Here is a 26530-nt window from a genome sequence, read left to right on the forward strand (position 1 = left end):
CGTCCGTGCGGGGCGTGTTGTTATGGACCGTGTGCATGTAGCCGAAGGCTCCGATCGGTATCGGCGCGGCATAGATGACCGCTCGTTCCCACTCGCGAGCCTTGGCCTGAAGCGCCGGCAACAGCAGCGCCATTCCGACACTGAAGATCAGGAAATCATAATCATACGCATAGGGGCTGATGCAGACCGATACGATCGCGGTCAGGCCGAGGCTCTCGCGCGCAGGCATCTTGCGGTGGGCCGCGACCAGCACCACGCCGAGCGCAAGGACGGCGACGACACCCTGGCCGATAAACGCTGCCGATGCGGAGAACCCCGTGGTTCGCAACGCGGCATAGGCCGAGACCATTCGATACAGCGGATAATAGGCTTCCCGCAGGAATACCGACGAATCATGCATGCTCTGCAGCATCACGATCCAGATCTGCATGCCGAACAGCACTGTGCAGATCGCCGAGCTGATCAGCACGACGGCGCCCGCCGTCATGACGACGATCCAGGAGCGCCGCAGGATAGCGTAGAGTGCGAACGCGACGGCGAAATGCGGCTTGATGATCATGAGACCAAGGGCCACGCCCGCGAGCATCGGTCGCTCTTCGAAGTACAGACACACCAGTCCGATCAGTGCGGCGGTAAGGAAGCTGTTCTGTCCGCATGCCAGCGTGACCCCGATCGTCGGAAAGAAAACGATGAGCACGAGCACGAACCGGTTTCCGGCAATGCGCCGCAGCACGGCGAGGTAGAGCGCCAGCGTCGAGGCCATGAACAACAGATAGGCCATTCCGAACGGGACCAGCGCGAACGGAGCCAGCAGCAGGTTGAATTGCGGCGGATAGGTCCATGGCATGAAGCCGTCGTGCCCGCCCGACGCCTGCTTCTCGATGATGGCGAGCTTCGCGAATTGATAGGCCTGGTCGAGGTCGCCGAGCCACACCAGCTTTGCGGTAATGTAGAAGGCGGCGAAGTCGACCAGTTCGCGGCCGTGCCCCAGCCCCAGCTGGGAGAACCACACGACCTTGAACAGGAGGGCGGCGACCAGCATCACGAGGATTCCGCGCGTGTAATTGGTGCGCTTCGAGTCCGTCGACTGAATGGTTTCTAGCGTTGTTGCGAGCATCAAGCCGGGCCCTGTGATGGCAACCCAAGCTAGATTGAATAGGTTAAGCAGTCGAAAAATTGCAGGGCGAGGACGGTTCGTCCCCCTCGCCTGACAGCCGCAGGGATGTATGAAATCGGACGGTGGGGACGGAACCGGACGGTATCTCGGTGTCCGGATGCGACTTTCGCTGGACGCTCCGTCGGAGGCAGTGATAACGGCTGACAAGACCCATCTCACGACGGACCGCATGCCGAAACCGCCGCCTCCTTCCAATCGCGGGCCCAGCCCATCTCCGGTCCTGCAACGCGCCGTGGTCGCATTGCAGATGGGACAGGTCGTCGAAGCCGAGCGGCTGGCGGCGGAGGTCTTGAAGGCAAACCGGACCGATGTCGGCGCGGCCTCGATCCTGGCACGGGCGCTGATGATCCAGAACCGCAACGAGGAGGCGATCGCGCCGCTCGAGCGAGCCGTGCGCCGCGTCGAGGATCCCGGCCTCGAGACCCTGCTCGGCGCAGCGCTCGGCGGCGCCGGTCGCGGCAGCGAGGCGATCGATGTGCTGCGGCGAACCACCGCGCGGCGGCCGCCGTACCTGCCGGCATTCCAGGCGCTGGCAGGGCAATTGCACTCGGCCGGTCGCATCGACGAGGCGGTCGCCGTCATTGAGAGCGCGCTTGCTCTCGCGCCCGGGAGCCTCGAGTTTCAGCTCCTGCTGGCGCAGCTGCTGCCCCAGCGCAATGAGCGCGGCCGGGCGCGCGCGATTCTGGAGAGGCTGCGCAACGCGGCGCCGGGACATCCGGATGTTCTGGCCGCGCTCGCGCGTGTGCTGCTGCTCGATGGCGAATATGCTGCCGCGGCGGATCTCTATCGACAAGTGATGGCGCAGCGCCCCGACGACCCCTTGTTGCGTCTCAGCTTCTCCGCCAGTCTTCTGGAAATGGGCGACCGCGCCGCCGGCGAGGCCAATCTGCGTCTGGCGTTGCGCGGCCGGCCGCAAATGATCGGCCGCACGACCGCCGCGCTGATCATGTCATCGCACGGCCGCTTCTTCTTCCGACGCAGCGCCTTTGCGGAATTCCTGAGCTAGAGCGTTTTCAAATGCTGCTTGGTCCGCGGCGTTGGAACGACGAGTCCCGCTCACAACACCCGCTGCGGCGTATGGGTCCGGCTTTCGCCGGGACGACGCGTGAAGAGAGACTTGCCCCACCAACACCCGTCATCGCCCCGCAACACGGTTTCGCGCGCCCGCTCTACGTCCGGAATTGGCGCCGATAGAGTCCGGACTCGCGGGCCATCCTGTTGGTCAGTTCCTGGGCGCGCGATGTTTCATCCGGCGTCATCGCCGCGGTCTGCGCGACCCAGTTTTCGCGCTTCACCGGGAAGCACTGCGCAACCGGCGTGCCCTTGGGCAACACGCCGTTGAAACTGGTGTCGTGCCAGCGTGCGGGGAAATGAACCCAGCTGTCGTGAAACAAGTCGCAATCGACCATGCCGGTCAGCGTGGTGAACGGCAGGTCGAACCGGTTGACCGGATGCGTGAAGAACAGCGAGTAGCCCGGCGGCGCCTCGATGGTCCACAGATTGATGAACTTGATGACGAAGCGGTCGGGCTCGAACAGCGGCGAGCCGACCACCTGGCTTTCGTCGTGGAATCCGACCGGCGAGCGCGGGAATTCGAGCGCGCCGCCGGCCGGAAGGTCGTTGTCCCAGGTGATCGCGCCATTCTCGACCTTGAGATCGCAGACCAGCGGCAACAGGAAACCCGATGTCATCGCATCGACGAATGGCGGGCAGCGCTTGACGGTATCCTCTTCGCGATTGCTCATCGTATTGAAGGCCTGCGTCGGCATCGCCTTGAGCCATCCGGGAAGACCCAATGATGCGGGCACCGGCGGCGGAATCTTGCCCTCGAGCTCCGCCGGGCAGCGGAATTTGATGGTGATCGCTTCGTTGTTGTTGGACACGGCTTTTGGCCCTTGGTTCGTTCAGTGTCGGCGGCGCCCTTGCGCCAGTCGATGCTCGTCTAGCACGCGACGACGGGGCGGAGAAAGCAGCCGCATCGGTCGCCAAGCGGTCCACGATATCGAGCTATAAGTTGTTGTTATCATGACGGATAAGTCAAAGCCCTTAATCTCCCGGTTCGGCGCGCGCCAATGCCGGATTTCGGCGTCTGGCCACTCGCCGGTGTGCAACACTCTGCCGATAGGCATTGGCTTTCGACGCGCACCGGGCGCATCATCGCCGGCGTCGCCGACGACAGGATCTGCGAGACGTAACGGAGATACCGATGGCCGAATCAAGGGTTGAGACCGCCAAAACTGCAGCTGCCGCGTCCGCCTCCGGCGAGAGCGGCGGCCCCAGTCACCTCGCGGTCGCGACCGTCCGCACCGTGCCGATCGAGCAGGCGCAGTCCCGCACCGAGCACGATCTGCTCGGCGAGGACGACGTGCCGGCCAATGCGCTGTGGGGCATTCACACCAAGCGCGCGGTGATGAACTTTCCGATCACCGGCGTGCCGGTCGGGCACTTCCCGGAATTCGTCCGCGCGCTGGCGCTGGTGAAGCAGGCCGCCGCGCGCGCCAACAAGCGGCTCGGCTACCTTGCACCCGAGAAGGCGGATGCGATCGAAGCGGCCTGCACCCAGATTGCGACCGAAAAGGTCTATGCCGAGTCCTTCGTCGTCGACGCGATCCAGGGCGGCGCCGGCACCTCGACCAACATGAACGCCAATGAGGTGATCGCCAACGTCGCGCTGCGGCTGATGGGGCGCAAGCCCGGCGATTATCACGCGCTGCATCCGAACGACGACGTCAACATGGCGCAGTCGACCAACGACGCCTATCCGACCGCGCTGCGGCTCGCGGTGATCTTCGCCACCCAGCCGCTGGTGCGCGCGCTGGACGATCTCGCATACTCCCTCAAGGGCAAGGCGGTGGAGTTCGCGGACGTGTTGAAGATGGGGCGGACCCAGCTTCAGGATGCGGTGCCGATGACGCTCGGCCAGGAATTCGATGCCTTCCACGTGACCGTGAAGGAGGACGTCGCGCGCTTGAACGAGATTTCCGCGCTGTTCCGCGAGGTCAATCTCGGCGCCACCGCGATCGGCACCGGAATCAATGCCGATCCGCGCTATGCGGCGCTCGCGGTCGAGGAGCTGTCGCGGCTGTCCGGCCAGCCGATGGTGCTGGCCTCCAACCTGATCGAGGCGACGTCCGATCTCGGCGCCTTCGTGCTGTTCTCCGGCGTGCTCAAGCGCGTCGCGGTCAAGCTGTCCAAGATCTGCAACGACCTGCGGCTGCTGTCGTCGGGGCCGCGCACCGGCATCGGCGAAATCCGCCTGCCCGCCGTGCAGGCAGGCTCGTCGATCATGCCCGGCAAGGTCAATCCTGTCATTCCCGAGGTGGTCAACCAGGTGGCCTTCCTGGTGATCGGGCACGATCTCACGGTCACGATGTGCGCCGAGGGTGGCCAGTTGCAGCTCAACGCGTTCGAGCCGACCATCGGCTATTGCGTCTTGAGCTCGCTGCGCATGCTGACGGCGGCGGTCGACACGCTGACCAAGCGCTGCGTCGATGGCATCGAGGCCGATCGCGAGCGCTGCCGCAGCCTGGTGCAGGGCTCGATCGGCCTGATCACGGCGCTGGCACCGTCGCTCGGCTACGAAGCCTCATCGCGCGTGGCGCGCCGTGCGCTCAAGGAGAACCGATCGGTCGCCGACATCGTGCTGGAGGAGAAGCTGCTGACCGAGGCGGAGCTCAATCAGTTGCTTGAACTCGAAGCAATGACCCGCCCGGCGCGCCGGCAGCCGGTGCCGAAGAGTTGAGGGCGAGTCGCTGTTGGCGCGGACATCAGCCGACAGAGAGAATGTGAAGGATTTTGTCCGCAAACTCAGTTCACCTCTCCCGCTTGCGGGGGAGGTCGCATTGCATCGTAAGATGCGATGCGGGTGGGCGCTCTCTCCACAGTATGACTTCTTGCGGAGAGAGCCCCCACCCCAACCCTCCCCCGCAAGCGGGAGAGGGGCGCAGTTCCTTCGCGGCCTACAGCGTCTTGATGAACTCGATCAGGGCGCGGCGCTCGTCTTCCTTCAGCTGCGGCCCGATCACGCCGGTGCGCTTCTCGTTGGAGAATTCGTGTCCGGAATTGCTGTTGCCGCGCTTGGTGGTGTCGAGCAGGAAGGCGTTCTTGATCTTGTCCTTCCAGACATAGCCGAGATCCTTGGGATCATACTCCCGGCTGCCGAGATAGAAGGTTGCGGGACGATCCTTCACCGGCGACAGCAGTGCGTAGATGGTCGGGACCGAGCCGTTGTGCAGATAGGGCGGGGTCGCCCAGATGCCGTTGAGCGGCCGGACCTTGTAGGCGAGCGGCGCCTGGATCTCGTTCGGCCGGTAGCCGTTGATGCGCTTGCGATCTTCCGGCGGGGTCTTGTTCTGATCGTACCAATAGTCGACGGTCTTCTCGACGAGCTCGCCCAGTGCTGGACCGAAACTGCCGTCCTTGATGTTCAGATTTGCCGGCGTCTCGACGGTGCGGTGCGCGAGGCCTTCGGCTTGCGCGCTGTCGGTGCCGATATGGCTGACCGGAATCATCTCGACGTCGAGCAGCGGCTGGCCGGCCTCGTTCTTGATCCAGCGCTTCTTGTCCTTGAACAGCGCAAAGGCTTCGCTGGCGGGCAGCGCCTTGCTGTCGATCGCCGGGCCATGGCAGCCCTGGCAATGCGTCTTGTAGAGCTCGCCGCCCTTCTTCGCGAGATCCATGTTGATTGGCGGCAGGATGTTCTCCGGCCATTTCGGCGACGCAAGCCCGCCAAAGCCCTTGTCCTCGCTGGGCGGCTCGCCGGCGATCATCCGCTCCATCTCGTGCAGCACGTCGATCCGCGCGCTCGATTTGTAAAGCCCCTTGGACTCGTCGAGCAGGTTGAGCTCGGCGCTGACGCCGAGCGCTTCGCCGGCGTTGCGCACCATCGGCTGCATGATCGAGCCGTCATATTGCACCCAACTGAACCACGGCGCGTTCCAGATCCGCGGGAAATGCACCGGCGCCGAATGCGAGGCGTAGTTGTTCGGGTTGTTCAGGTCGATCGAGAACACCTGGTTGCCGATCCGGTTCAGTGCGTCGAGCCGCGCATAGCCTTCCTCGACGCTGTTGGCGGCGACCTTGTTCTCCAGCGAATTGATGTTGGCGTATTGCTTCAGCACGAGATCGAGCTGGCCGCGCAACGCCATGCGTTCGTCGAGGCTGGCATCCTTGCCGAGGATCTCGTCGGCAAAGCGCGAGAAGCGCCCGGGCCAGAACCGCGTCAGCAGCAGCGAGACGCCGACGCTCTTCTGGAATTCGAACAGATTGGTGTTGGCCGGCCCGCCGTCGATCACGATCTCGGTGCCGCGATAGTTGAAGCTCCCGGTGTGGCAGGCGGCGCAGGTCAGCCCGACGCCGGTCATGTCGGCCTTGCTGTGCGGGTTGCGCCAGGACACGCCGTTGGCATCGGCCATCGGGCCGCCTTGCGCGAAGCCGATCGGCAACGCATCGGGTTTGCCCGGAATGACCGTGTCGGGAATAAAGCCGAAGCGGCCGAGATAATTGGTCTCGCTGAGTCGCGGCGCGGCGGTGAACAGCGGCCAGACCGTCGGCTGCTCCAGCGCCATGAACCATTCATGGGGAATGCCGAAGGTTCGCGTGCCCTGATCGGCGTGATAGAACCAGCGCAGCCGCTCGGCGCTGACATTCTGATCCAGCCACACCGTCTTTGCCGGCTGCTGATAGTCGACGACCTTGACGCGGAAGCCGCTCGCGACCGTCTCGATATCGTCCTTGAAATAGAGGACGCCGGCGACAATCAACAGTCCGATGACGAATATCGTCTTGCGAGGCATGCCCCGTTCCCCCAATTCGCGGTACCCGCGCGTCATATGGACGAGATGTTAAAATTCGCCGAAAAACGAGTTCGCGTTAAGCGTGTGATGCGGTGTGCGCCATCCTACAGTGGCGGCGCTTGGTCTAACAACGGAAATGTTGCAAAGGAAATGCCGGTTGGCTGTGAGCCAGTTCACTTGCGGCGTGCCGCTTGCGGCGGCATTTGCGCGCATCGAGGCCCGCGACTAGAAGTAACGGAGCAACAATTCTTCGAGATGTCATCTTGAACGCGTCAGGCACGCAGCCACTCACGATCACGGTCTCGGACGACAGCACGGTGTCCGCGCTGCTGCTGCAGCCGGCGCAGGCCCGCAGCGCCTATGTGTTTGCCCACGGCGCCGGCGCCGGCATGACGCATCCCTCGATGGCCGCGATCGCGGAGGGCCTGGCGGAGCGCGGCATCGCGACATTGCGCTATCAATTTCCCTACATGGAGAAGGGCAGCAAGCGGCCCGATATGCCCGCCGTCGCGCAGGCGACGGTGCGCGCCGCGGTGGCGGAAGCCGCGCGTCGTTGCGGCGAACTGCCGCTGTTCGCCGGCGGCAAGTCGTTCGGCGGACGCATGACCTCGCAGGCGCAGGCCAAGGCGCCGCTCGCCGGCGTGCGTGGGCTGGTGTTTCTCGGCTTTCCGCTGCATCCCGCCGGCAAGCCGTCGAGCGAGCGGGCCAAGCATCTCGCCGAGGTCAAGGTCCCGATGCTGTTCCTGCAGGGCACGCGTGATGCGCTGGCCGAGCTCGACCTGCTCAAGCCGGTGGTGAGGGGATTGGGCGCGCGCGCGACGCTGCATCTGGTGCAGGAGGCCGACCACTCCTTCCATGTCCTCAAGCGCTCCGGCCGCGACGACCACGAGGTGATGACCGAACTGCTGGATGCATTTGCGGCGTGGGCCGCGAAGCATGCGTAGAATTTGTAGCCCGGATGCAGCGCAGCGAAATCCGGGGCAGATCCTTCCGCCTGTGACACCGTCCCGGATTGCGCTGCGCTACATCCGGGCTACTAATTCCGACCCATGACCAGGATCCTGATCGTCAATCCGAACACCACCGCGTCGATAACCGCGACCATCGCCGCCGCCGCGCAAGTGGTGGCCGCGCCGGGCACCGAGATCGTCGCCGTCACATCTGCGATGGGACCGGCCTCGATCGAAGGCTTCTATGACGAGGCCTTCGCCGTTCCCGGACTGATCGAGGCGCTGCTGAAGACCCCCGATGCCGATGCCGGCATCATCGCATGTTTCGACGACACCGGGTTAGATGCCGCGCGGTCGGCGGCGCGCTATCCGGTGGTCGGCATCTGCGAGGCGGCGCTGGTCACCGCCGGACAGATCGCCAAGCGCATCGGCATCGTCACCACGCTGCCGCGCTCGATCGTGCCGTTGGAGGAACTGGTGCGCCGCTACGGCTTTGCCGACCGCGCGGTGGTCACCGCCTGCGACGTCGCGGTGCTCGATCTCGAGAAGCCGGGCTCGGGCGCCAGATCGAGGCTGGAGGCCGAGATCGCGCGGGCACTGGACAAGGGCGCGGACGCCATCGTGCTCGGCTGCGCCGGCATGGCCGATCTTGCCCATGAGCTGTCGGTGCAATTCGACGTGCCTGTGGTCGACGGCGTGGCCGCCGCGGTGAAGCAGGCGGAAGCGCTGGCCGCCCTCAAGCTGACGACGTCGCGTCGCGGTGCTTACGCGTCGCCCGCGGCCAAGGCTTATTCCGGCCTGCTGGAGAAATTCGCGCCGCCGTCAGCCTGACGTCGCACCGCCATAGATCCGATCGCGCAGGCGGCGCATGCCGGACAGCCAGCGCTCGCGATTGGTGGCCTTGCGCTGCATGTATTCCTGCACCTGCGGATGCGACAGAATCAGGAAACGTTCTTCCGCCATCGCCTCGATCACCATCCGCGCCACCTCTCCCGGCTGCAGCACGCCGTCGACGCGCGCGGCACTCGGGCCCGGCGTGGTCATCCCCGTCTGCACCGACTGCGGACAGAGCACCGAGACGCGGATGCCGCGGTCGCCATACTGGATGGCGAGATGTTCGGCGAGCGCGACCGCGGCGTTCTTGGTCACGCCGTATGGCATCGAGTTCAGCGAGGCCAATAGCCCCGCGGCGGATGCAGTGTTGATGAGATAGCCGGAACCGCGCGCGAGCATGCCGGGCACCAGCGCGCGCGCCGCGAACACGTGGCTCATCACATGCACGCGCCAGCTCACATCCCAGTCGGCATCGGACGCGGTTTCTTGTCCCTTGCGCGACAGCCCGGCATTGGAGAAGAACACGTCGACCGGGCCATATTTATCCTCGGCTGCGGCGATCAGTGCCTTGATGTCCTCCTCAAGCCCGACATCGGCGGTGACCGCCAGACCGTCAATATCGCCGGCGACGCTCGCGAGCCGATCGCGCGAGGTCTTGAGATCGGCGACCACGACGCCGCGCGCGCCGGCCTCCGCATAGGCCCGCGCCACCGCTTCGCCGATCCCGCTCGCGCCGCCGGTGACGACACACACCTTGTCCTTGACTTGCATGGTTCGATGTCCCTGCTTGTTATCGTGGTGGGTCAGATTGTCAGCCCTGATACAGGCCCTTGTCACGCGCCTTCTGGATCGCGAGTGCGGCCATCAGGTCGAGCATCGGGGTGAAATGTCGGCCGCGCGGGCAAATGCCGCCGGTGCGCGCACCAGCACATCGATCTCCATGGCGCGCCCGAGCTCGTAATCCTGCAGGATCGATGGCTTGTGGTCCGGCGCAGGCCCGCTGCGGGTGACGCGCTTGACGGCGGGGATATAGCGTGTCGCCACTGCATTGGCTTCGTCAAGCAGGCGCGGGATCATGTCCTGCATGTCAGGATCGTCGCGGACGCCGCGCGCGGTCAGCCCGGTCAACAGGCAGAGCACCGACATCGACATGTTGGTCAATAGCTTCGACCAGATCGTCTCGCGGATCTGCTTGACCTCGGGCGATTCGATCGCGGCGTCATTGAGTGCCGCGCGCAGGCGGCCGATGCGCTCGCTCTGCCGATCGTCGCATTCACCGATGAAGAGGCGGTTGCGGTCCGGCGACAGGTTCGCGACGACACCCGGCGCGACCACCTCGTTGGAGGAAAAGATCACGCCACCGATGATCCGCTCCTTCAGGATGGCCTTGCGCAAATGCCCGCCGGGATCGAGGAAACCGAGGTCGGGGATGGCGGGATGCTGCGGCGGCAGGCCGAAACCGTACCACCAGGGAATGCCGTTCTGCGCGAACACGATCGATGTGTCGCGCCAAAGCAGCGGCGGGAGCCCGGTTGCGAGCGCGCCGATGCCGGTCGCCTTCAGCGTGCTGATGACGATGTCTTGCGGCCCCAGATCGGCAGGATCGGCTGCGGCCTTCACCTTCGCGGTGATGCTGCTGTCGCCGACCTTCAGCGTCAGTCCATTGGTCCTGACCGCGTCGAGATGCGGCCCGCGCATCACGCAGGACACATCGTGGCCGGCGCGCGCGAGCCGGACCGCGAAGTGGCTGCCGACGGCACCCGCGCCGAAAATGCAAATACGCATGAGTGGAACAATTCTCCGCAACGTGCCCGGTCAGTTTCCACAAGCGCGGGGCATCGCGCAACCCGTCATGCGCGTGGCGCGGTCGCGCGCGCTCGAAAGTGATGGATCAAGGCATCTGCTCTCGCCATAGTGCAAGGCTCGTACAAGACAACAGCAATGCCGAACGAGGGAGAAACGTCATGTCGGCCAGCCCAGTCCTGTGGAGCCTCGATGCGCGCGGGGTCGCGACCGTCACGCTGAATCGTCCCGAGGTCAACAATGCCTATGACAGCGCGCTCATTGCAGGCGTGCTGGCCGCGATCGACGATCTCTCGAGCAAGCCGGTGCGCGTCGTCGTGCTGAACGGCAACGGCAAGCATTTCCAGGCCGGCGCCGACCTGAAATGGATCAACGGCGTGCGGCCGAAATCATCAGAGGAGAACGAGGCGGCATCGCGCGCCACCTTCGAGGCGGTGCAGCGTCTCAACACGCTGCCGGCCCCGACCGTGGCGCTGGTGCAGGGCGGCTGCTTCGGCGGCGGCACCGGCGTGATCTCGGCCTGCGATATCGTGATCGCGGCCGACAATGCGCTGTTCTCGATCACCGAGGTGCGCTGGGGCCTGACCGCGGCGATCATCATCCCGCAGCTCTGCGACGCGATCGGCGTCCGACAGGTGCGCCGCTACGCGCTGACCGGCGAACGGTTCGGCGCCGAGGACGCCCGCCGCATCGGCCTCGTCCACGAGGTGGTGCCATCAGCCGATCTCGACCGCGCCGGCGCCAAGGTCGTCGAGCAACTGCTCGGCAATGCGCCGGATGCGATGGCCGAGACCAAGAAGCTCGCGATGGAAAGCTCGTTCGGCGGCATGGCGGTGGACGATGCGGCCTACAAACGCCTCGTTCATCTGCATTCGGCCAAGCGGCAGACCGCGGAAGCTGCCGAAGGGCTTGCGTCCTTTGCCGAGAAGCGCGCGGGCCGCTGGGGCAGCGGCGCGTAAGCTCAACTGCTCCGCTCAGCAGCCGCGGCAGATGCCGCGCATGCTGCGATAGACCTCTTCGTCGTCGCGGCGCATCTGCTGCAGCTGATCGAACGTCTTCGATTCGCTGGGCCGCGTCACCGACGGTTCGGGCTTGCGCTTCGCCGCAAGCTCCTGCTCTTGCCGATGGTAGCAGGCCTCGCGCTCCGCCTTGGCCTCAATGAAGCGACAGGTCTCGATCGCCGCCGCGGGCGTCGCAACGATGATGAGACCAAACGACATTGAGATCAGGCGTTTCAAGCGGGCGATCCTTTCGCGTCCTTGTCTCAGCTCGGCATGCCAACGGCAAGGCCGGCGTCACAGCGACTGCGATAGCGACTTTTTCAAGGTCTTCAGCAGCGCCTGCACCGCGGCGGCATCGATGCGGCGCTCGGGAACGGCGGCCTTGACCCACAATTCGGGGATCGGAAAGTCGGTGAGTACCGGCTGCAAGGCGCCGTCGCGCAGCGCGTCCGCGACCAGATAGTGCGAGAGCAGCGCGATGCCGTTGCCGGCGATGGCGCTTTGCGTCAGCACGCGGCCTTCGTTCGAAGAGAGGATCGGGCGAACCTGGATATTGATGCGGCCGCGCGGTCCCTCGAACGGCCATTCCGGTCCGGTCGGCAGAAAACTGAGGCAGCGATGATCGACCAGGTCGCGCGGATGCTTCGGTATGCCATGCTTCTTCAGATAGGCCGGCGAGGCGGATACGAGGCGCGGCAGCCGGCACAAAGGTTCATCGACGACGCCGCCAAAGGAATGCGGGAAGGCGCCGATCGCGATATCAAAACCTTCGGTCACCGGATCGACCGGGCGGTCGATCATCACGATCTCGAGCTTCACGCTTCCGTTCTGCTTCTGGAAGATCGTGAAGGCATCGGCGAGCCGCGCCACCGTCAGCGAGGTCGGCGCCTTGACCCGCAGATGATCGGAGAGGTCGCGCTGCTTCTCGCCCATCCGCGACAAGAGATCGCCGACATCGGCAACCACGCCGCGGGCGCGATGCACATATTGCTGCCCGGCCTCGGTCAGCCGCAACTGGCGGGTCGAGCGATGGAACAGCGCGGTGCCGATCCGCTCCTCGAGCTGGGTGACGCGCTTGGCGACGACGGATGTCGCGATGTTGAGCTTGCGCGCCGCGGCGGAAAAGCCGCCGGCATCGGCGGTGGCGAGGAAGGCTTCGAGATTGACCAGCGTATCCATCTGCCTTGCCCGGGCCTTTCTCGATTCGCGAAAGCTGATTACATAATTTGGTGGATTGTACTGCAATCTGCATCAATTCATAGTTGGCCGAATCAACTTTGTTCAGGGCGGAAACGATGCGAGCGAGCACGATCGAAGAACCTGCGCGGCAGGTGCCGGTCTATGGCGAATATGAGGTGGTGGTGCTCGGCGGCGGACCGGCCGGCATCGCGGCAGCGGTCGGCGCGGCACGTGCCGGACGGCGGACGCTCCTGATCGAGCGTTACGGATTTCTCGGCGGCATGGGCACCGCGGCGGGCGTGACCAATTTCTGCGGACTGCACGCCAACATCTTCGGCGAGATGCACCGCGTGGTGCAGGGCATCGCCTCCGACCTGCTGGCGCGGATCGACCGGCTCGGCGGGCTGAACGCGCCGCATCTGATCCTCGGCAAGATTCTTGCGCAGGCTTACGACACCGCGGCCTACAAGATCGCGGCCGACGCTCTGCTGGCGCATCACAAGGTCGATATCCTGTTCCATGCGCTCGGCGCAGGCGTCGTCATGGATGGTTCGCACATCCGTGCGCTGATGGTGGAAACCAAGGCCGGCCGGCAGGCGGTGCGCGCCAGCATCTTCATCGATTGCTCCGGTGACGGCGATCTCGCGGTGTGGGCCGGCGCGCCCCATGAGGTCGGCGACAACCAGGGCGGCATGCTCTACCCCTCGATGATGTTCCGCCTCAACGGCATCGATCCGGCGAGGGCCGGCGATGCATGGCGGACGATCCCGGAGCGGATGGCGCAGGCCGAGGCCGCCGGCACCCACACATTCCCGCGCAAATCGGCCATCGTGCGGCCGCAGAAATCGCAGATCGAATGGCGGGTGAATTTCACCCAGGTGACGCGCAGCGACGGCGGCGCCATTTCCGGCATCGATCCCGACGACATGACGCGCGGCGAGATCGAGGGCCGCCGCCAGGCGGTCGAGGCCTTCAAGTTCCTGCGCACGGTGCCCGGCTTCGAGAATTCCTACATCGTCGACCTGCCGCCGCAGCTCGGCATCCGCGAGACGCGGCGTGTGATCGGCGGCTACATGCTGTCCGGCGAGGACGTGCTGGGCTGCGCCTCGTTCGCGGATTCGATCGGCGTCAATGGTTGGCCGAAGGAATCCCATGTGCCGGGTGATGTGGTCTTCGAGTTTCCGCCGATCCCGGAGAGCCGCGGCTATAATGAGTTGCCGTACCGCATGCTGGTACCGGAGGGCGTCGACAATCTGCTGGTCGCCGGCCGCTGCGCCTCGATGACCCATGAAGGGCAATCGGCGGCGCGCGTCTCCGGTGCCTGCTTTGTGATGGGCGAGGCGGCGGGAACCGCGGCCGCGCTCGCGCTGTCGGGCAATACGATTCCGCGCGACATTTCCGTCGAAAAGTTGCAACAACAGCTCGGCACACAGGGCGCGTTCATCGGTCGTGATCAGGCCGTGCCCGAGGGAATCTAGGCGGAGGATGGCAATGAGAGGTTGGGCGCGGCTCGCACTCGCGGGTCTCCTGGTGTGGGCCGCGAGCGGCATCGCGCGGGCCGACGATCTCCTGAAGGCGAAGATCGGGGTGTTGCGGCTGTCGTCCTCGGCACCGGTGTTCATCGCGCAGGACAAGGGCTATTTCCGCGACGCCGGGCTCGACGTCGAGCTGAAGTTCTTCGACGCGGCACAGCCGATCGCGGTCGCGACCGCGTCGGGCGATGTCGATTTCGGCATCACCGCCGTCACCGCCGGCCTCTACAATCTCGCCGGCAAGGGCACGCTGAAGGTGATCGGCGGCATGAGCCGCGAGAAGGCCGGCTATCCCCTGATCGGTTACTTCGCCAGCAACAACGCCTATGCGAGCGGCCTCAAGACGCCGAAGGATCTGGCGGGCAAGCGCGTCGCGGTGACCCAGGTCGGCTCCAGCTTCCATTATTCGCTCGGCCTGCTCGCCGACAAATACGGCTTCAGGCTGTCCGACGTGAAGGTGGTGCCGCTGCAGTCGCTGTCGAACGCGGCCGCGGCGCTGAAGGGCGAAACCGTCGACGCCGCGCTGCTGCCGGTCTCGACTGCGCGGACGCTGATGGATTCCAACGGCGCGAAATTGCTCGGCTGGGTCGGCGACGAGACGCCGTGGCAGCTAGGGGCCATCTTCGCGTCGCCGAAGGCGCTGACCAACGAACCGCTGGTGACCAGGCTGCTCACCGCGCTGACCCGCGCCGACCACGAATATCACGACGTGATCCTGACTGCGATCAAGGACGGCGTGGCGCCGATCGACGACAAGACCAGGCCGCTGCTCGAGATCATCGCCAAATACACCAACCTGCCGGTCGCGCAGGTGGTCGGCAACTGCGCCTATATCGATCCCGATGGCAAGCTCGACGTGAAGAACCTCGACAACCAGATCAAATGGCTGCAGGGGCAGGGTTTCGTCGACAAGGGTTTCGATGCCAATGCGATCATCGCCAAGGATTATGTGAAGGCGGATTGATGACGGGCCGCGCGCACCGCTCCATCCCGGTCACCCTGAGGAGCCGCGCAGCGGCGTCTCGAAGGGGCGATGGCCCCGCTATATTCCGGCCGTTCATCCTTCGAGACGCGCGCAAGTGCGCGCTCCTCCAGCGGCAAAGGCGAAGCCTTTGCGCGGGGATGACGGATCAAAGAGTGAGCCAGTAGATGGACCTGATCGCCGACCATATCAGCCATCGCTTCGGCGCGCTCGACGTGCTCGACGATGTCTCCTTCACGGTGCGCGCCGGCGAGATCGTTGCGATCGTCGGTCCGTCCGGCTGCGGCAAGAGCACGCTGCTTTCCATTCTTGGTGGCCTGCTGCGACCGAGCAAAGGCGCCGCCGAGCTGCGCGGCGCCGCGCCAGCCGGCAGCCTCAATCCGCTGACCTTCGTGTTCCAGGATTTTGCGCTGCTGCCGTGGAACACGGTCGAGGAGAATGTCGCGTTTCCACTGCTCCATACGAGCTTGAGTGCCGGCGAGCGCCGCGCCGTGACCGACGATGCGCTGCGCCGCACCGGGCTGTCGGATTTTCGCGCCGCCTATCCCAAGCAGCTGTCAGGCGGCATGCGCCAGCGCGTCGGCATTGCGCGGGCACTGGCGGTTCGTCCGGCGATTCTGCTGATGGACGAGCCGCTGTCCGCGCTGGATTCGCAGACCCGCGAGCTCCTGATGGAGGATTTCGTCCGTCTGCTCGCCGACGGTGCAATGGGCGCGGTCTATGTCACGCATAATCTCGAGGAGGCGGTGCGGCTCGCCGATCGCGTCGTGGTGCTGTCGCGCCGCCCTGGCCGCATCCGGGAAATCGTGACCATCCCGATGACCCGCGCAGAGCGCGGCACGATCGACGCGCGCGGGCCGATGGCCGCGCTGCAGGGTGAGCTGTGGTCGCTGATCCGGAAAGAGGCGATCGATGCCGAACGCGAGGTCCAGCATGCTTGACCGCGCGCCGCAGCAAGCGAAAGACCAATCGGCGGAGGCGACGCGCCCGGTCGCGTTTCGTGGCGCCGGCTTTACGCCCGGCGGCAGCAGCCATACCGGCTGGATCGCGCTCGCGCTGGTCATCACGATCTGGCAGCTCGCCGGCAGCGCAGGCTGGGTCAATCCGCTGTTCCTGCCGGCGCCTTCGGCGATCGCGGTTGCGATCTATAAGCTCGCGATGTCGGGCGCGCTGTGGCAGCACTTGTCGTGGTCGATCATGCGGATCGGTACCGGCTGGCTCGTCGGCACGACCGCCGGCGTCGTGGTCGGCTTTGCGATCGGGCTGTCGACCATGGCACGCGGCGTCGGCATCACCTTCATCTCGGCGCTGTTCCCGATCCCGAAGATCGCGCTGCTGCCGTTGCTCATTCTGTGGCTCGGGATCGGCGAGGAGCCGAAGATTGCGACCATTGCGCTTGGCGTGTTCTTCTCGACCGCGATCTCGGTCTATAGCGGCGTCGATGCGGTGCCGCGCAACCTGATCCGGATGGCGCAGAGCTTCAACGTGCCGTTTCACGCCATCGTGCGCCGCGTGATCTGGCCCGGTGCGCTGCCCTCGATCCTCGCCGGTTTCCGCATCACCGCGTCGGTGGCGCTCTTGCTCGTGGTCAGCGCCGAGATGATCGGCGCGCAATACGGCATCGGCGCCTTCGTGCTGCAGGCCGGCAATCTGATGCAGACCGACCAGCTGCTCGCAGGCGTCGTGATCCTGTCGCTGTTCGGGCTGGCGGTGGGGAAGCTGATCAATTTGCTCGAGGCACGCCTGCTGCATTGGCGGTGAGATCGCATAGCCGGCCACAGCAAACGGTGTCGTCCCTGCGAAAAGCCGGGACGACAGCATTACACTTTGCTGCGCCTGTTACGCGTTGCCCCTGTCCTCACGGAACAGGTCGAGCTTCTGCTGCACCGGGCGGTCGGAGAACGAGAACAGCACGGAGTCGGCATCGGCCTCGTGGGTGACCCAGTGCCAGCTCGGCACCACGAACAGGTCGCGCGGTCCCCACTCGAAGGTCTGGTCGCCGACCCTTGTGCGGCCCTTGCCCTCGATCGCGGCGAACACGGTCGCATCGGTTGCGCGATAGCGTGCGGTCTTGAAACCCTTCGGCAGCAGCTGGATGAAGGTGCCGATGGTCGGCATCGCGAAATCGCCGGTCTCGGGGTTGGAGAATTTCAGCTTCAGGCCGTGGCAGGCGTCCCATTCGTCGCCGACCTTGGCCTTCTCCAGCGCCTCGCGGGTGTATTCATAGGGATAGTTGAAGATCGGCGAGGTCTTCGAGGTCCGCTTCTGGTCGATCGGCAGCAGATTGTGTCCATAGCGCGCGAAGCTCGCGCCGGCCGGCTTGGAGATCGACTGCTGGTCCTCCTTGGCGCCTTCGGCAAACGAGCAGTCGAAGAACTGCACCATCGGGATGTCGAGCCCGTCGAGCCAGAACATCGGCTCATTGGTTTCGTTGGAATGGTCGTGCCAGGTCATTGACGGCGTGATGACGAAGTCGCCCGGCGACATCGCGGTGCGCTCGCCGTCGACAGCGGTGAACGCGCCCTTGCCCTCGAGCACGAAGCGCAGCGCCGATTGCGCGTGGCGATGGGCGGGGGCGATGTCGCCCGGCACCACCATCTGCACGCCGGCGAACAGCGACGTCGTGATCTTGGACTGGCCGCGCAGGCCGGGATTCTCCAGCACCAGCACGCGACGCTCGGCCTCCTTGGCCGTGATCAGCTTGCCGGCCTCGTTCATGTAGTCGCGGATCTGGTCGAACTTCCATAAGTGAGGACGGCAGGCGCTTTTCGGCTCAGGCGTGATCAGATCGTTCATCACGTTCCACAGCGCCGAGAGGTTCTGGCCGTCGATCTTCTTGTAGAACGCCTCGCGCTCAGGGGTCTTCTGCACGGCTTCCATGGCAAGCCTCCCATCATTCTTGTTGATTTAATTGACAGTATACTGACAATATGGCTAGCGTCAAGCAAGCCAAAGCGTTTTCGAGCGAAGTGGATACCGGTTCGCGTGAAGAAAACGCGATAAAACTTAAATCTAGAGCTCCGTTCCGATTCCATCGGAACGGAAAAGCTCTAGCCAATAGGGAAATGCAAGGGAGGTTCCGATGAAGCTGCATGGCTATTTCCGCAGCAGCGCGTCCTACCGGGTCCGGATCGCCCTCAATCTGAAGGGACTCACGTCCGAGCATCTGCCGCATCATCTGCGCAAGGGCGAGCAGTGCGCGCCGGCCTATCTCGCGATCAATCCGCAGGGGCTGGTGCCGACCCTGGAGAGCGATGCCGGCGCAATCCTCACCCAGTCGCTCGCGATCATCGAATGGCTCGACGAGACCAATCCCAATCCGCCGCTGCTGCCGAACGATCCGCTGCGGCGCGCCAAGGTGCGGGCGTTCGCGCAGGCGATCGCCTGCGACACGCATCCGGTGCAGAATCTGAAGGTGCTGGCGCGGCTGCGTCAGCTCGGCCTGCCTGAGGAGCAGGTGACGGAGTGGGCGGCCTGGGCCAATCGCGAGGGCCTGTCGGCCTGCGAGACCCTGATCGCTGGTGAGGCCGGGCCGTTCTGCTTCGGCGACCAGCCGACGCTGGCCGATCTCTGCCTGGTGCCGCAGCTCGCCAATGCGCGGCGCTTCGGCGTCGACGTGTCGGCCTATCCGCGCCTGCTCAAGGCCGAGGCCGCGGCAAAGCAGGTCAAGGCGTTTGCCGACGCCGCCCCGGACAAGCAGCCCGATGCCGAATAGCAAGCCCACACCCGTCACGATGGACGCGGTCTACACCGCGCCGGGCTATCTGTTCCGGCGGATGCAGCAGATCGCGGTCGCGCTGTTCATCGAGGAGTGCAAGGCGTTCGACCTGACGCCGGTGCAATACGCCGCGCTGGTTGCGATCTCGACCCATCCCGGCATCGACGCCACAAGGCTCTCGGCGGTGATCGCGTTCGACCGCTCCACGCTCGGCAACGTGATCGAGCGATTGCAGGCCAAGCAATTCATCGTGCGCAAGCCGGCGCCGGAGGACAAGCGCGTCAAGCTGCTCTACCTCACCAAGGCCGGCGCTAGCGTGCTGAGCGATATCATGCCCTCGGTCGACAAGGCGCAGGCGCGGATGCTGCAGCCGCTGAAGCCGGCCGACCGCAAGACGCTTCTCTCGCTCTTGACCCAGCTTGTCGACCTCAACAACGAGGCATCGCGCGTGCCGCTGCGTGCCGAGGATGCCCTCGAACATCTGGGGAGATCGGGCTGATGGCGGACAGCAAGCCGGTTCTCATCGCTGGCGGTGGCATCGGCGGCCTTGCCGTGGCGCTGGGCCTTGCGCAAAAGGGCATCCGCTCGGTCCTGCTGGAAAAGGCCTCAGCGCTCGGCGAGATCGGTGCCGGCATCCAGCTTGGGCCGAACGCATTCCACGCCTTCGACTATCTCGGCGTCGGCGAGGCCGCGCGCAACATGGCGGTCTATATCGACCAGCTGCGGCTGATGGATGCGCTGACCGCCGACGAGATCACGCATATCGACCTCGGCGATGCCTTCCGCGCCCGGTTCGGCAATCCCTATGCCGTCGTGCATCGCGGCGATCTGCACGGCGTGTTCCTGCGCGCCTGCCAGGATCACGAGCTGATCGAACTGCGCGTGTCGAGCGAGGTGACAGGCTACGAGCAGGACGGCTCGTCGGTGACGGCAAAGCTCGCCAATGGCGAGCGGATCGCCGGCCGCCTGCTGATTGGCGCCGACGGGCTGTGGTCGAACATCCGCAAGCAGGTGACGGCGGATGGCCCGCCGCGCGTCTCCGGCCACACCACCTATCGCTCGGTGATTCCGACCGAGCAGATGCCGGAGGATCTGCGCTGGAACGCGGCCACGCTGTGGGCCGGCCCGAAATGCCACATCGTGCATTACCCGCTGTCGGGCTGGAAGGTGTTCAACCTCGTCGTCACCTATCACAACGACGCGCCGGAGCCGGTCGCGGGCAAGCCGGTCTCCGAAGCCGAGGTGATGAAGGGTTTTACCCATGTCCATGAGCGGGCACAGAACATCATCCGCCACGGCACCAACTGGAAGCTCTGGGTGCTGTGCGACCGCGATCCGAATGCGCAGTGGATCGACGGCCGCGTGGTGCTGCTCGGCGATGCCGCGCATCCGATGCTGCAATATTTCGCGCAGGGCGCCTGCCAGGCGATGGAGGACGCGGTCTGCCTGTCGCACATGCTGGCCAGTCACGATGACCAGACAGCGGCGCTCGAAGCCTACAGCGCGCAACGCTTTCCGCGCACTGCCCGCGTACAACTGATGTCACGCGCGATCGGCGAACACGTCTACCATCCCTCGGGCGAGCACGCCCGCATCCGCAACGCGATCATGAGCGCGAAGTCGCAGGATCAATGGTGCGATGATATCGCGTGGTTATATGGCGGGACGGGGCTGAAGGCGTAGCCGCGTCGCGGATGTTGAGAGAGCATGCCGTGCGACACCCCTCTCCCTAACCCTCCCCCGCAAGGGGGAGGGAACCCTTCCGCCGGTGCTTCCCTTACGTTCGTGCCAGTATGTCGACCAGAACGAAACGGCAGAAGAGTGCAGGTGAGGTGAGCACGCTAGTCAGGCTCCCTCCCCCCTTGCGGGGGAGGGTTGGGGAGAGGGGTAAGCCCCGGGCGAGATAGCAGAGACTTCGCCGTAGCTGCGTCACATCCGCATCACCGCCTGCCGGTCGATCTTGCCGGTGCCGGTCTTCGGCAGTTCGTCGATGAATTTGACCTCGCGCGGGTATTTGTACGGCAGCAGCTTCGTCTTGACGTAGTCCTGTAGCTGCCGCGTCGCTTCGGCCGTGTCGAAGCCGACCTTGTTCATGACAACCACGGCGCGCAGCGTCATGCGCCGGTCAGGCAATTCGGCGGCGTAGACGGCGCATTCGCGGACGTCGGGGTGATCGGCGAGGCAGAGCTCGACCTCGAGCGGATAGACCCACTGGCCGGAGATCTTGATCAGATCGTCGGCGCGGCCGCGGAAGAAGTGGAAGCCCTCGCTGTCGCGCATGAATCGGTCGCCGGTGTAGATCCAGCCGTCCTCGCGCACGGTCTCGGCGGTCTTGTCCGGCCGGTTCCAGTACAATGGGGTCGCGGAATCGCCGCGCACCCACAAGATGCCTTCCTCATTGTCGCCGACCTCGCGGCCATCGCTGTCGCGCAGCATGATCTCGTAGCCGGGCACGCGCAGGCCGGCGGCGCCGAGCTTCTTTCGCTCCGCGCGGTTGCTGAGATAGACGTGCAGCACTTCGGTCGAGCCGAGGCCTTCGATGATCTCGAGCCCGGTGAGCCGTTTCCAGCCGTTGAATACATCGGCCGACAGCACCTCGGCGGCCGAGACCGCCATCCGCAGCGAGGAGAAATCGGCAGTGTCGGCGCCTTCGGCCTTGGTGAGGGATATGTAGAGCGTCGGCAGGCCGAAGAACACGGTCGGGCGATATTGTCCGATCGCCGCGAAGATCGCGGCCGGCTTCGGCTGGCCCGGCAGCAGCAGCGTTGCCGCGCCGACCGAGAAGGGAAACGTGATCGAATTGCCAAAACCGTAGGCGAAGAAGATCTTCGGCACCGAGAAGCAGATGTCACCGGGCGAAAGCTTCAGCACATTGCGGGCAAAGGCGCGCTCGCTATAGGCCATGTCGTGCTGCAGATGCACGATGCCCTTGGGCCGGCCGGTTGACCCCGACGAATACATCCAGAACGCCATCTCGTTGCGGTGCGTGTCGGCCGCGTCGAGTTCGATCGGAAATCCTTGCAGCCAGTCGCCGGCCTCGCGCGTTTCCGGAGCCGCGTGATCGCCGGCGGCGCCATTGACCACCAGCAGCGTACGCAGCGGCGTGTCCTTGCAGGCGTCCGCGTTGAAGCGCGCGCAGAATTCCGCATCGGTGACGGCGACCTGCGCGCCGGCGTCGGACAGGTAGAATTGCAGCAGCTCGGGCGTCGTCAACGTGTTGATCAAGAGCGGCACGAAGCCGGCGCGCACCGCGCCGAAGAATGCCGCGGGGTAGGCCGGCGTGTCGTCGAGGAACAGCAGGACGCGGTCGCCGCGCTGCAGCCCGAGCGACCGCAAGGCGTGGCCCCAGCGCGCGGCCTCAGTGCAGAGCTCGCGATAGGTCCGCGTGCCGGCCGGGCCGGTCAGCGCCAGGCGCTCGGCATTCCCGTTGCCGAGATTGTCGAACAGGATGCGGCTCGCATTGTAGCGTTCGGGGATCGTAAAGCCGATCTCGCGCGCACCGGGATTGTCCAGCGGAACCTGGTCGGCGATCCCGGTCATGATTGTCCCTTTGCGGCTGCGTAGCGGGCCATGAAGGCGGGCGACATCGCGCGCAGCCGCGCGTCGTCGATCCGGCCGGAGCGGGTGATGTAGCTGTAGGCGAAATCCATCAGATCGAGCTTCATGTGCACGGGGAAATGCTCGTACCAGTCGGCACTCGTCCGCGCCGCGGTGACGAGCTTCTTCACGACCGGCTTGCGCTCGCTCTCGTAGCGGGCAAGCGCGGCGGCGATGCCGCTCTCGGTCTCCAGCGCCTTGGTCAGCGCGATCGCATCCTCGATCGCAAGCCGCGTGCCCGAGCCGATCGAGAAATGCGCCGAATGCAGGGCGTCGCCGATCAGCACCATGTTGCCGTGCGACCAGCGCTCGTTCCAGATCCACGGGAAATTGCGCCACACCGATTTGTTCGAGATCAGCCGGTGGCCGTCCAGCGTCGCGGCGAATACGTCTTCGCAAATCGCCTGCGACTCCTCGATGCTCTTGTCGGCGAAGCCGTAGGCCGCCCAGGTCGCAGCGTCGCATTCGACCAGGAAGGTGCTCATGTCGTTCGCATAGCGATAGTGATGGGCGTTGAAGCTGCCGCGCTCGGTCGCCACGAAGGTCTGCGACAGCGTCGCGAAGGTTTTCGTGGTGCCGTACCAGGCGAATTTGTTTGAGGACTGCGAGACCGACGCGCCGAAGGCGGTCTCATAGCCGCGGCGGACCATCGAGTTCAGCCCGTCGGCGGCGACGATCAGGTCGTAACCTGCGAACTGGTCGACCGACTGCACCACAGTGTCGAAGCGCGGCGTGACGCCTGTGCTGCGGACGCGCTCTTGCAGGATCGTCAGCAGCGCCAGCCGGCCGATCGAGGAGAACCCGACGCCGTCGATCTCGACGCTCTCGCCGCGCAGATTGAGGGTGATGTTCTTCCAGCTCTCCATACGCGGGGCGATGGCGTCGACCGTTTCGGGGTCGTCGGCGCGCAGGAAGTCCGGCGCCTGTTCGGAGAACACCACGCCGAAGCCCCAGGTGGCGCCGGCGGCGTTCTGCTCGAACAGGTCGATCTCGGCGTCGGGATGACGCTTCTTCCAGAGATAGGCGAAATAGAGCCCGCCGGGCCCTCCGCCGATCACGGCGATTCGCAACGTCCGCCTCCCGGATTGACAGTGTACTTACAATTTGGCTCCAGAGTAATCGCCCTCTGGCGGGAACGCCAGAGGGAAAATGCGCGCGGCGACTAGCCGCCTGGGGCTGAAAGTCTCAGTAGCAGCGGCGGACCTTGACCCCGTCGACCCACACCCAGCGGCAGCCGGCGGCGACGGGTTTGCGGGCGACGACCGCACCGTTGGGACCGGCGCAGCCGGCGCGATAGACGCCGCGCGCGCAAACGACCGCGTTGGCGTCGGAGGACTCAAAGGTCATGGTCGCGGCAAAGAACAGCAGGGCTGCGGCGATCAGCAATATTGAACGCATGAAATTCCCTCTCCCGAGATAGGATTGGCCCATGGGTGACAACAAGCTGCTACGGCTTCGTGCCCCGGCGATCGCCGGGCACATGTCGTCTCACCGCTCGCGGGGCTACTTCTTTTCCGCTTCCGCCAGCACCTTCTTGCAGGCGGGCGCCAGCTTGTCGCTCTGCTTGGCGAGACAGGCGATGATGCGGCCGCCGCCGGGCGTCACGCTTTTGCAAAACTTCTCGTAATCACTCATGCAGGCGTCGCGTTGCGCTGATGTCAGCTCCTGGGCGTAAACGGCGGTTGCGCCGCAGAGCAGCGCGGCGGTCAGGATAATGCGCAGCATTGATCGCTCCCTTTTCCGGTCGATCGTGTGACAACAGGATTACCGCGCCGCGAACGGCGCCAGCACGTCGCGGCACGCCGGCGACAGCGAGCCGGCATTGGTCGCGAGGCACTGCACGATCCGCCCGCCGCCCGGCTGGACGCCGCCACAGATCGAGCGGACGTCGGCGCCGCAGGCCGAGCGCAGCACGAGCAGCTCTTCGCGCGGCCGCAGCGGCCGCAACGCGATCACGGCCGGGGCCGCGGCCGGTGCTGCCGTCGTCGCCGCAGCGCCCGCGGCCGGCGCGGCGCCACCGCCACCAGCGGCGGCCACGGCCTTCTCGCAGGCCGGCGACAGCTTGCCCTTGTTCTTTTCGAGGCACTGCAGCGCCGGCGCGCCGCCGGTCGGCACGCCCGCGCATACCTTGGGATAATCGGAGCGGCATGCGCTGCGGATCGCGGAGATCTGCACGTTGGACGGCGTCCCGGCCGCCTTCGGTGCGGCGGCTTCGGTGGCAGGCTTGGCTGTTGCCGCAGCAGCAGCTTCGGTCTTGGCCGCCGCGGGCGCAGAGTCTGCCTTCGGTGCGGTGGCTGGCGCTTCGACGGCCTTCACCGCGCTGGCGCAGCCCGGGCCGAGGCTCGCCATGTTCTTCTGCAGACATTGCAGCGAGGCTTCGCCGCCCGGCGTTACGCTGGAGCAGTGGGCGATGTAGTCGTTGCGACATTGCGACTTGATGGCGTCGCGCTGCGCCTGCGTCGGCGCCTGCGACAAGACCGGTGCGGTGCTCATGAATGCCGCAAGCGCAAGACATGCGGACAGCTTCGTTGCTCGTGTCAACGCATTGATCATCTGAATAAATCCTCTGGTCGCGCCGGATGCGTCCGGCTCAACTGAACTGAGATCTGAAAAAATCTTGTTGTAGCAACCTCGGCGCGACATCATTTTCGCTTTCGAGTTCCGCTGCAAGCGGATTGTTGCTATGGATGAAGCAGGCGGATTTTTTGCCCGTCACGAGATCTTTGAATTTAGTCATTTGAATCGAGGCTCGGAAATGAGGTATGCGCGCGCGTCGGCACATTTCGGTCGGAGCAGTTTTGTGCGGCTGCGAAATGCACCGCTTGCGCGCATCGCGTTCGTCGTATCGGCCTTCGTCAGTTTAAGCGCCTGCGAGCAAAACAGTTTTGTTGCACCGCCGCCGCCCAAGGTCGAGGTTGCGCCGCCGGTGCAGCGCGCCATCACGCGCTATCTGGACGCAACCGGAAACACCGCGCCGATCCAGACCGTCGATCTGGTCGCGCGCGTGCAGGGCTTCCTGCAGGCGATCAACTATCAGGACGGTTCCTTCGTGAAGGCGGGGACCACGCTGTTCACGATCGAGCCGGAGACCTACAAGCTGAAGCTGGAACAGGCGCAGGCCGCAGAGGTCGGCGCGCAGGCGACGCTGAAGCAGGCCGAACTCGACTTCAAGCGGCAGACCGATCTGGTGCAGCGGCAGGCGGTCTCGCAGGCGACCCTTGATACCTCGACCTCGACCCGTGACAACGCCCAGGCCAGCCTGCAGCAGGCCCAGGTCAATACCAAGATCGCCGCGGTCAACTACGGCTACACCAATGTCGCCGCGCCGTTCGACGGCATCGTCAGCAATCACCTGGTCTCGGTCGGCGAACTGGTCGGCGTGGCGTCGCCCACCCAGCTCGCCACCATCGTGCAGCTCGACCCGATCTATGTGAATTTCAACGTCAACGAACAGGACGTGCAGCGGGTGCGGGATGAAGCGCGCCGTCGCGGCCTGACGGTCAACGAACTCAGGCAGTTGCCGGTCGAGGTCGGCCTGCAGACCGAGACCGGCTATCCGCACAAGGGCAAGCTTGATTACATCTCGCCGACCCTCAACCAGTCGACCGGGACGCTCGCGGTTCGCGGCGTGTTCGCAAATCCGGACCGGACCTTGCTGCCCGGCTTCTATGTCCGCGTTCGCGTGCCGTTCGAAAAGCAGGACAACGCGCTGCTGGTGCCTGACGTTGCGATCGGCAGCGACCAGGCCGGCCGCTACGTGCTGGCCGTCAATGCCGAGAACGTGGTCGAGCAGCGCAAGGTGACGACCGGCCCGCTCGATGAGGGGCTGCGCGTGATCGAGAGCGGCCTCAAGCCGGATGACCGCATCGTGACCGCCGGATTGCTGCGCGCGATTCCCGGGCAGAAGGTCGATCCGCAGGTGCAGAAGGCCGATGCGGCGCCGACAGCCGCCAAATAGGACG

26 protein-coding genes are annotated in these 26530 nt (G+C 65.2%); 13 read left to right on the forward strand and 13 right to left on the reverse strand.

Annotated elements, in window-relative coordinates; genetic code table 11:
- The coding region (locus E2I15_RS33705; RefSeq protein ID WP_155262717.1) for a glycosyltransferase family 87 protein at positions 1 to 1117 on the reverse strand (1117 nt) is incomplete at its 3' end.
- A gap of 229 nt (positions 1118 to 1346) precedes the next feature.
- Between E2I15_RS33705 and E2I15_RS33710 the strand changes: the two genes are divergently transcribed.
- Positions 1347 to 2183, forward strand: coding sequence for a tetratricopeptide repeat protein (locus tag E2I15_RS33710; RefSeq protein ID WP_137483227.1), 837 nt, complete (start codon positions 1347 to 1349; stop codon positions 2181 to 2183).
- 163 nt (positions 2184 to 2346) lie between these two features.
- On the opposite strand, the gene E2I15_RS33715 is transcribed toward E2I15_RS33710, so the two are convergent.
- Positions 2347 to 3060, reverse strand: coding sequence for a hypothetical protein (locus E2I15_RS33715; RefSeq protein WP_028341840.1), 714 nt, complete (start codon positions 3058 to 3060; stop codon positions 2347 to 2349).
- Between the two features lie 323 nt (positions 3061 to 3383).
- Here E2I15_RS33715 and E2I15_RS33720 point away from each other — a divergent pair, with 323 nt between their 5' ends.
- Positions 3384 to 4919, forward strand: coding sequence for an aspartate ammonia-lyase (locus E2I15_RS33720; protein ID WP_137483228.1), 1536 nt, complete (start codon positions 3384 to 3386; stop codon positions 4917 to 4919).
- 217 nt (positions 4920 to 5136) lie between these two features.
- Here E2I15_RS33720 and E2I15_RS33725 read toward each other — a convergent pair whose 3' ends face one another.
- Positions 5137 to 6972, reverse strand: coding sequence for a c-type cytochrome (locus E2I15_RS33725; RefSeq protein ID WP_137483229.1), 1836 nt, complete (start codon positions 6970 to 6972; stop codon positions 5137 to 5139).
- A gap of 263 nt (positions 6973 to 7235) precedes the next feature.
- Between E2I15_RS33725 and E2I15_RS33730 the strand changes: the two genes are divergently transcribed.
- The gene (locus E2I15_RS33730) at positions 7236 to 7916 is read left to right on the forward strand and encodes an alpha/beta hydrolase family protein (RefSeq protein ID WP_137483230.1); all 681 of its coding nucleotides are present in this window, start codon (positions 7236 to 7238) and stop codon (positions 7914 to 7916) included.
- A 105-nt stretch (positions 7917 to 8021) separates the two neighbouring features.
- Complete coding sequence (locus E2I15_RS33735) at positions 8022 to 8753, forward strand: aspartate/glutamate racemase family protein (protein WP_137483231.1); 732 nt, start codon at positions 8022 to 8024, stop codon at positions 8751 to 8753.
- On the opposite strand, the gene E2I15_RS33740 is transcribed toward E2I15_RS33735, so the two are convergent.
- Positions 8745 to 9527: an SDR family oxidoreductase gene (locus tag E2I15_RS33740; protein WP_137483232.1), complete on the reverse strand. Its 783-nt coding sequence runs from the start codon at positions 9525 to 9527 to the stop codon at positions 8745 to 8747. The genes E2I15_RS33735 and E2I15_RS33740 overlap by 9 nt on opposite strands.
- Before the next feature lie 93 nt (positions 9528 to 9620).
- Positions 9621 to 10541: a 2-dehydropantoate 2-reductase gene (locus tag E2I15_RS33745; protein ID WP_246668406.1), complete on the reverse strand. Its 921-nt coding sequence runs from the start codon at positions 10539 to 10541 to the stop codon at positions 9621 to 9623.
- A 179-nt stretch (positions 10542 to 10720) separates the two neighbouring features.
- Between E2I15_RS33745 and E2I15_RS33750 the strand changes: the two genes are divergently transcribed.
- Positions 10721 to 11518, forward strand: coding sequence for an enoyl-CoA hydratase-related protein (locus E2I15_RS33750; protein ID WP_137483233.1), 798 nt, complete (start codon positions 10721 to 10723; stop codon positions 11516 to 11518).
- A gap of 15 nt (positions 11519 to 11533) precedes the next feature.
- Here E2I15_RS33750 and E2I15_RS33755 read toward each other — a convergent pair whose 3' ends face one another.
- On the reverse strand, positions 11534 to 11797 hold the full coding sequence (locus E2I15_RS33755) for a type VI secretion protein (protein WP_246668407.1): 264 nt from the start codon (positions 11795 to 11797) through the stop codon (positions 11534 to 11536).
- Between the two features lie 57 nt (positions 11798 to 11854).
- A complete protein-coding gene (locus tag E2I15_RS33760) occupies positions 11855 to 12739 on the reverse strand; it encodes a LysR family transcriptional regulator (RefSeq protein WP_137483234.1) in 885 nt (294 codons plus the stop codon).
- A gap of 116 nt (positions 12740 to 12855) precedes the next feature.
- Here E2I15_RS33760 and E2I15_RS33765 point away from each other — a divergent pair, with 116 nt between their 5' ends.
- The 4 genes from E2I15_RS33765 (at position 12856) to E2I15_RS33780 (ending at position 17014) form a co-directional block, all read left to right on the forward strand.
- Entirely contained in the window at positions 12856 to 14217 is a 1362-nt protein-coding gene (locus tag E2I15_RS33765) for an FAD-dependent oxidoreductase (protein WP_137483235.1), read from the forward strand.
- 13 nt (positions 14218 to 14230) lie between these two features.
- Positions 14231 to 15235 carry an ABC transporter substrate-binding protein gene (locus E2I15_RS33770; RefSeq protein ID WP_137483236.1) on the forward strand — a complete coding sequence of 335 codons (1005 nt, stop codon included), beginning with the start codon at positions 14231 to 14233 and terminating at the stop codon, positions 15233 to 15235.
- Between the two features lie 185 nt (positions 15236 to 15420).
- The gene (locus E2I15_RS33775; protein ID WP_137483237.1) at positions 15421 to 16194 is read left to right on the forward strand and encodes an ABC transporter ATP-binding protein; all 774 of its coding nucleotides are present in this window, start codon (positions 15421 to 15423) and stop codon (positions 16192 to 16194) included.
- Positions 16187 to 17014, forward strand: a complete 828-nt coding sequence (locus E2I15_RS33780; RefSeq protein ID WP_170991784.1) for an ABC transporter permease — start codon at positions 16187 to 16189, stop codon at positions 17012 to 17014. The genes E2I15_RS33775 and E2I15_RS33780 overlap by 8 nt, the downstream gene beginning before the upstream one ends.
- Before the next feature lie 78 nt (positions 17015 to 17092).
- Here E2I15_RS33780 and gtdA read toward each other — a convergent pair whose 3' ends face one another.
- The gene (gene gtdA, locus E2I15_RS33785) at positions 17093 to 18133 is read right to left on the reverse strand and encodes a gentisate 1,2-dioxygenase (RefSeq protein ID WP_016844090.1); all 1041 of its coding nucleotides are present in this window, start codon (positions 18131 to 18133) and stop codon (positions 17093 to 17095) included.
- Between the two features lie 202 nt (positions 18134 to 18335).
- Here gtdA and maiA point away from each other — a divergent pair, with 202 nt between their 5' ends.
- Genes maiA through E2I15_RS33805 form a run of 3 tightly spaced genes read left to right on the forward strand, consistent with a single transcriptional unit; the run spans position 18336 to position 20654 of the window.
- Complete coding sequence (maiA, locus tag E2I15_RS33795) at positions 18336 to 18968, forward strand: maleylacetoacetate isomerase (protein ID WP_137483240.1); 633 nt, start codon at positions 18336 to 18338, stop codon at positions 18966 to 18968.
- Complete coding sequence (locus E2I15_RS33800; protein WP_137483241.1) at positions 18958 to 19470, forward strand: MarR family winged helix-turn-helix transcriptional regulator; 513 nt, start codon at positions 18958 to 18960, stop codon at positions 19468 to 19470. Before maiA ends, E2I15_RS33800 begins: the two co-directional genes overlap by 11 nt.
- Positions 19470 to 20654, forward strand: coding sequence for a 3-hydroxybenzoate 6-monooxygenase (locus E2I15_RS33805; protein ID WP_137483242.1), 1185 nt, complete (start codon positions 19470 to 19472; stop codon positions 20652 to 20654). Before E2I15_RS33800 ends, E2I15_RS33805 begins: the two co-directional genes overlap by 1 nt.
- Before the next feature lie 246 nt (positions 20655 to 20900).
- On the opposite strand, the gene E2I15_RS33810 is transcribed toward E2I15_RS33805, so the two are convergent.
- The 5 genes from E2I15_RS33810 to E2I15_RS33830 all read right to left on the reverse strand — a co-directional run bounded on the left by E2I15_RS33810 (position 20901) and on the right by E2I15_RS33830 (position 25121).
- On the reverse strand, positions 20901 to 22511 hold the full coding sequence (locus E2I15_RS33810; protein ID WP_155262718.1) for a benzoate-CoA ligase family protein: 1611 nt from the start codon (positions 22509 to 22511) through the stop codon (positions 20901 to 20903).
- A complete protein-coding gene (locus E2I15_RS33815) occupies positions 22508 to 23638 on the reverse strand; it encodes an FAD-dependent monooxygenase (protein ID WP_137483243.1) in 1131 nt (376 codons plus the stop codon). The genes E2I15_RS33810 and E2I15_RS33815 overlap by 4 nt, the downstream gene beginning before the upstream one ends.
- A gap of 115 nt (positions 23639 to 23753) precedes the next feature.
- Positions 23754 to 23966 (reverse strand): hypothetical protein, encoded by a 213-nt coding sequence (locus E2I15_RS33820; protein ID WP_137483244.1) that lies wholly within the window; start codon positions 23964 to 23966, stop codon positions 23754 to 23756.
- A gap of 105 nt (positions 23967 to 24071) precedes the next feature.
- Entirely contained in the window at positions 24072 to 24293 is a 222-nt protein-coding gene (locus E2I15_RS33825; protein WP_137483245.1) for a cysteine rich repeat-containing protein, read from the reverse strand.
- A gap of 39 nt (positions 24294 to 24332) precedes the next feature.
- A complete protein-coding gene (locus tag E2I15_RS33830; RefSeq protein WP_137483246.1) occupies positions 24333 to 25121 on the reverse strand; it encodes a cysteine rich repeat-containing protein in 789 nt (262 codons plus the stop codon).
- Positions 25122 to 25368: 247 nt separating this feature from the next.
- Here E2I15_RS33830 and E2I15_RS33835 point away from each other — a divergent pair, with 247 nt between their 5' ends.
- Positions 25369 to 26526 (forward strand): efflux RND transporter periplasmic adaptor subunit, encoded by a 1158-nt coding sequence (locus E2I15_RS33835; RefSeq protein ID WP_137483247.1) that lies wholly within the window; start codon positions 25369 to 25371, stop codon positions 26524 to 26526.
- Positions 26527 to 26530 lie beyond the last annotated feature (4 nt).

The organism is Bradyrhizobium sp. BR2003, from assembly GCF_009720285.1.
Classification (GTDB): domain Bacteria; phylum Pseudomonadota; class Alphaproteobacteria; order Rhizobiales; family Xanthobacteraceae; genus Bradyrhizobium; species Bradyrhizobium elkanii.

Excerpts from the sequence above, each read along its gene's own strand:
- E2I15_RS33735 (WP_137483231.1), top strand. The coding sequence starts at position 8,022 with ATGACCAGGATCCTGATCGTCAATCCGAACACCACCGCGTCGATAACC.
- E2I15_RS33745 (WP_246668406.1), bottom strand. The coding sequence starts at position 10,541 with ATGCGTATTTGCATTTTCGGCGCGGGTGCCGTCGGCAGCCACTTCGCG.
- E2I15_RS33800 (WP_137483241.1), top strand. The coding sequence starts at position 18,958 with ATGCCGAATAGCAAGCCCACACCCGTCACGATGGACGCGGTCTACACC.
- E2I15_RS33780 (WP_170991784.1), top strand. The coding sequence starts at position 16,187 with ATGCTTGACCGCGCGCCGCAGCAAGCGAAAGACCAATCGGCGGAGGCG.
- E2I15_RS33710 (WP_137483227.1), top strand. The coding sequence starts at position 1,347 with ATGCCGAAACCGCCGCCTCCTTCCAATCGCGGGCCCAGCCCATCTCCG.
- E2I15_RS33750 (WP_137483233.1), top strand. The coding sequence starts at position 10,721 with ATGTCGGCCAGCCCAGTCCTGTGGAGCCTCGATGCGCGCGGGGTCGCG.
- E2I15_RS33770 (WP_137483236.1), top strand. The coding sequence starts at position 14,231 with ATGAGAGGTTGGGCGCGGCTCGCACTCGCGGGTCTCCTGGTGTGGGCC.
- E2I15_RS33825 (WP_137483245.1), bottom strand. The coding sequence starts at position 24,293 with ATGCTGCGCATTATCCTGACCGCCGCGCTGCTCTGCGGCGCAACCGCC.
- gtdA (WP_016844090.1), bottom strand. The coding sequence starts at position 18,133 with ATGGAAGCCGTGCAGAAGACCCCTGAGCGCGAGGCGTTCTACAAGAAG.
- E2I15_RS33775 (WP_137483237.1), top strand. The coding sequence starts at position 15,421 with ATGGACCTGATCGCCGACCATATCAGCCATCGCTTCGGCGCGCTCGAC.
- E2I15_RS33810 (WP_155262718.1), bottom strand. The coding sequence starts at position 22,511 with ATGACCGGGATCGCCGACCAGGTTCCGCTGGACAATCCCGGTGCGCGC.
- E2I15_RS33720 (WP_137483228.1), top strand. The coding sequence starts at position 3,384 with ATGGCCGAATCAAGGGTTGAGACCGCCAAAACTGCAGCTGCCGCGTCC.
- E2I15_RS33820 (WP_137483244.1), bottom strand. The coding sequence starts at position 23,966 with ATGCGTTCAATATTGCTGATCGCCGCAGCCCTGCTGTTCTTTGCCGCG.
- E2I15_RS33740 (WP_137483232.1), bottom strand. The coding sequence starts at position 9,527 with ATGCAAGTCAAGGACAAGGTGTGTGTCGTCACCGGCGGCGCGAGCGGG.
- E2I15_RS33765 (WP_137483235.1), top strand. The coding sequence starts at position 12,856 with ATGCGAGCGAGCACGATCGAAGAACCTGCGCGGCAGGTGCCGGTCTAT.
- E2I15_RS33805 (WP_137483242.1), top strand. The coding sequence starts at position 19,470 with ATGGCGGACAGCAAGCCGGTTCTCATCGCTGGCGGTGGCATCGGCGGC.
- E2I15_RS33830 (WP_137483246.1), bottom strand. The coding sequence starts at position 25,121 with ATGATCAATGCGTTGACACGAGCAACGAAGCTGTCCGCATGTCTTGCG.
- E2I15_RS33760 (WP_137483234.1), bottom strand. The coding sequence starts at position 12,739 with ATGGATACGCTGGTCAATCTCGAAGCCTTCCTCGCCACCGCCGATGCC.
- maiA (WP_137483240.1), top strand. The coding sequence starts at position 18,336 with ATGAAGCTGCATGGCTATTTCCGCAGCAGCGCGTCCTACCGGGTCCGG.
- E2I15_RS33725 (WP_137483229.1), bottom strand. The coding sequence starts at position 6,972 with ATGCCTCGCAAGACGATATTCGTCATCGGACTGTTGATTGTCGCCGGC.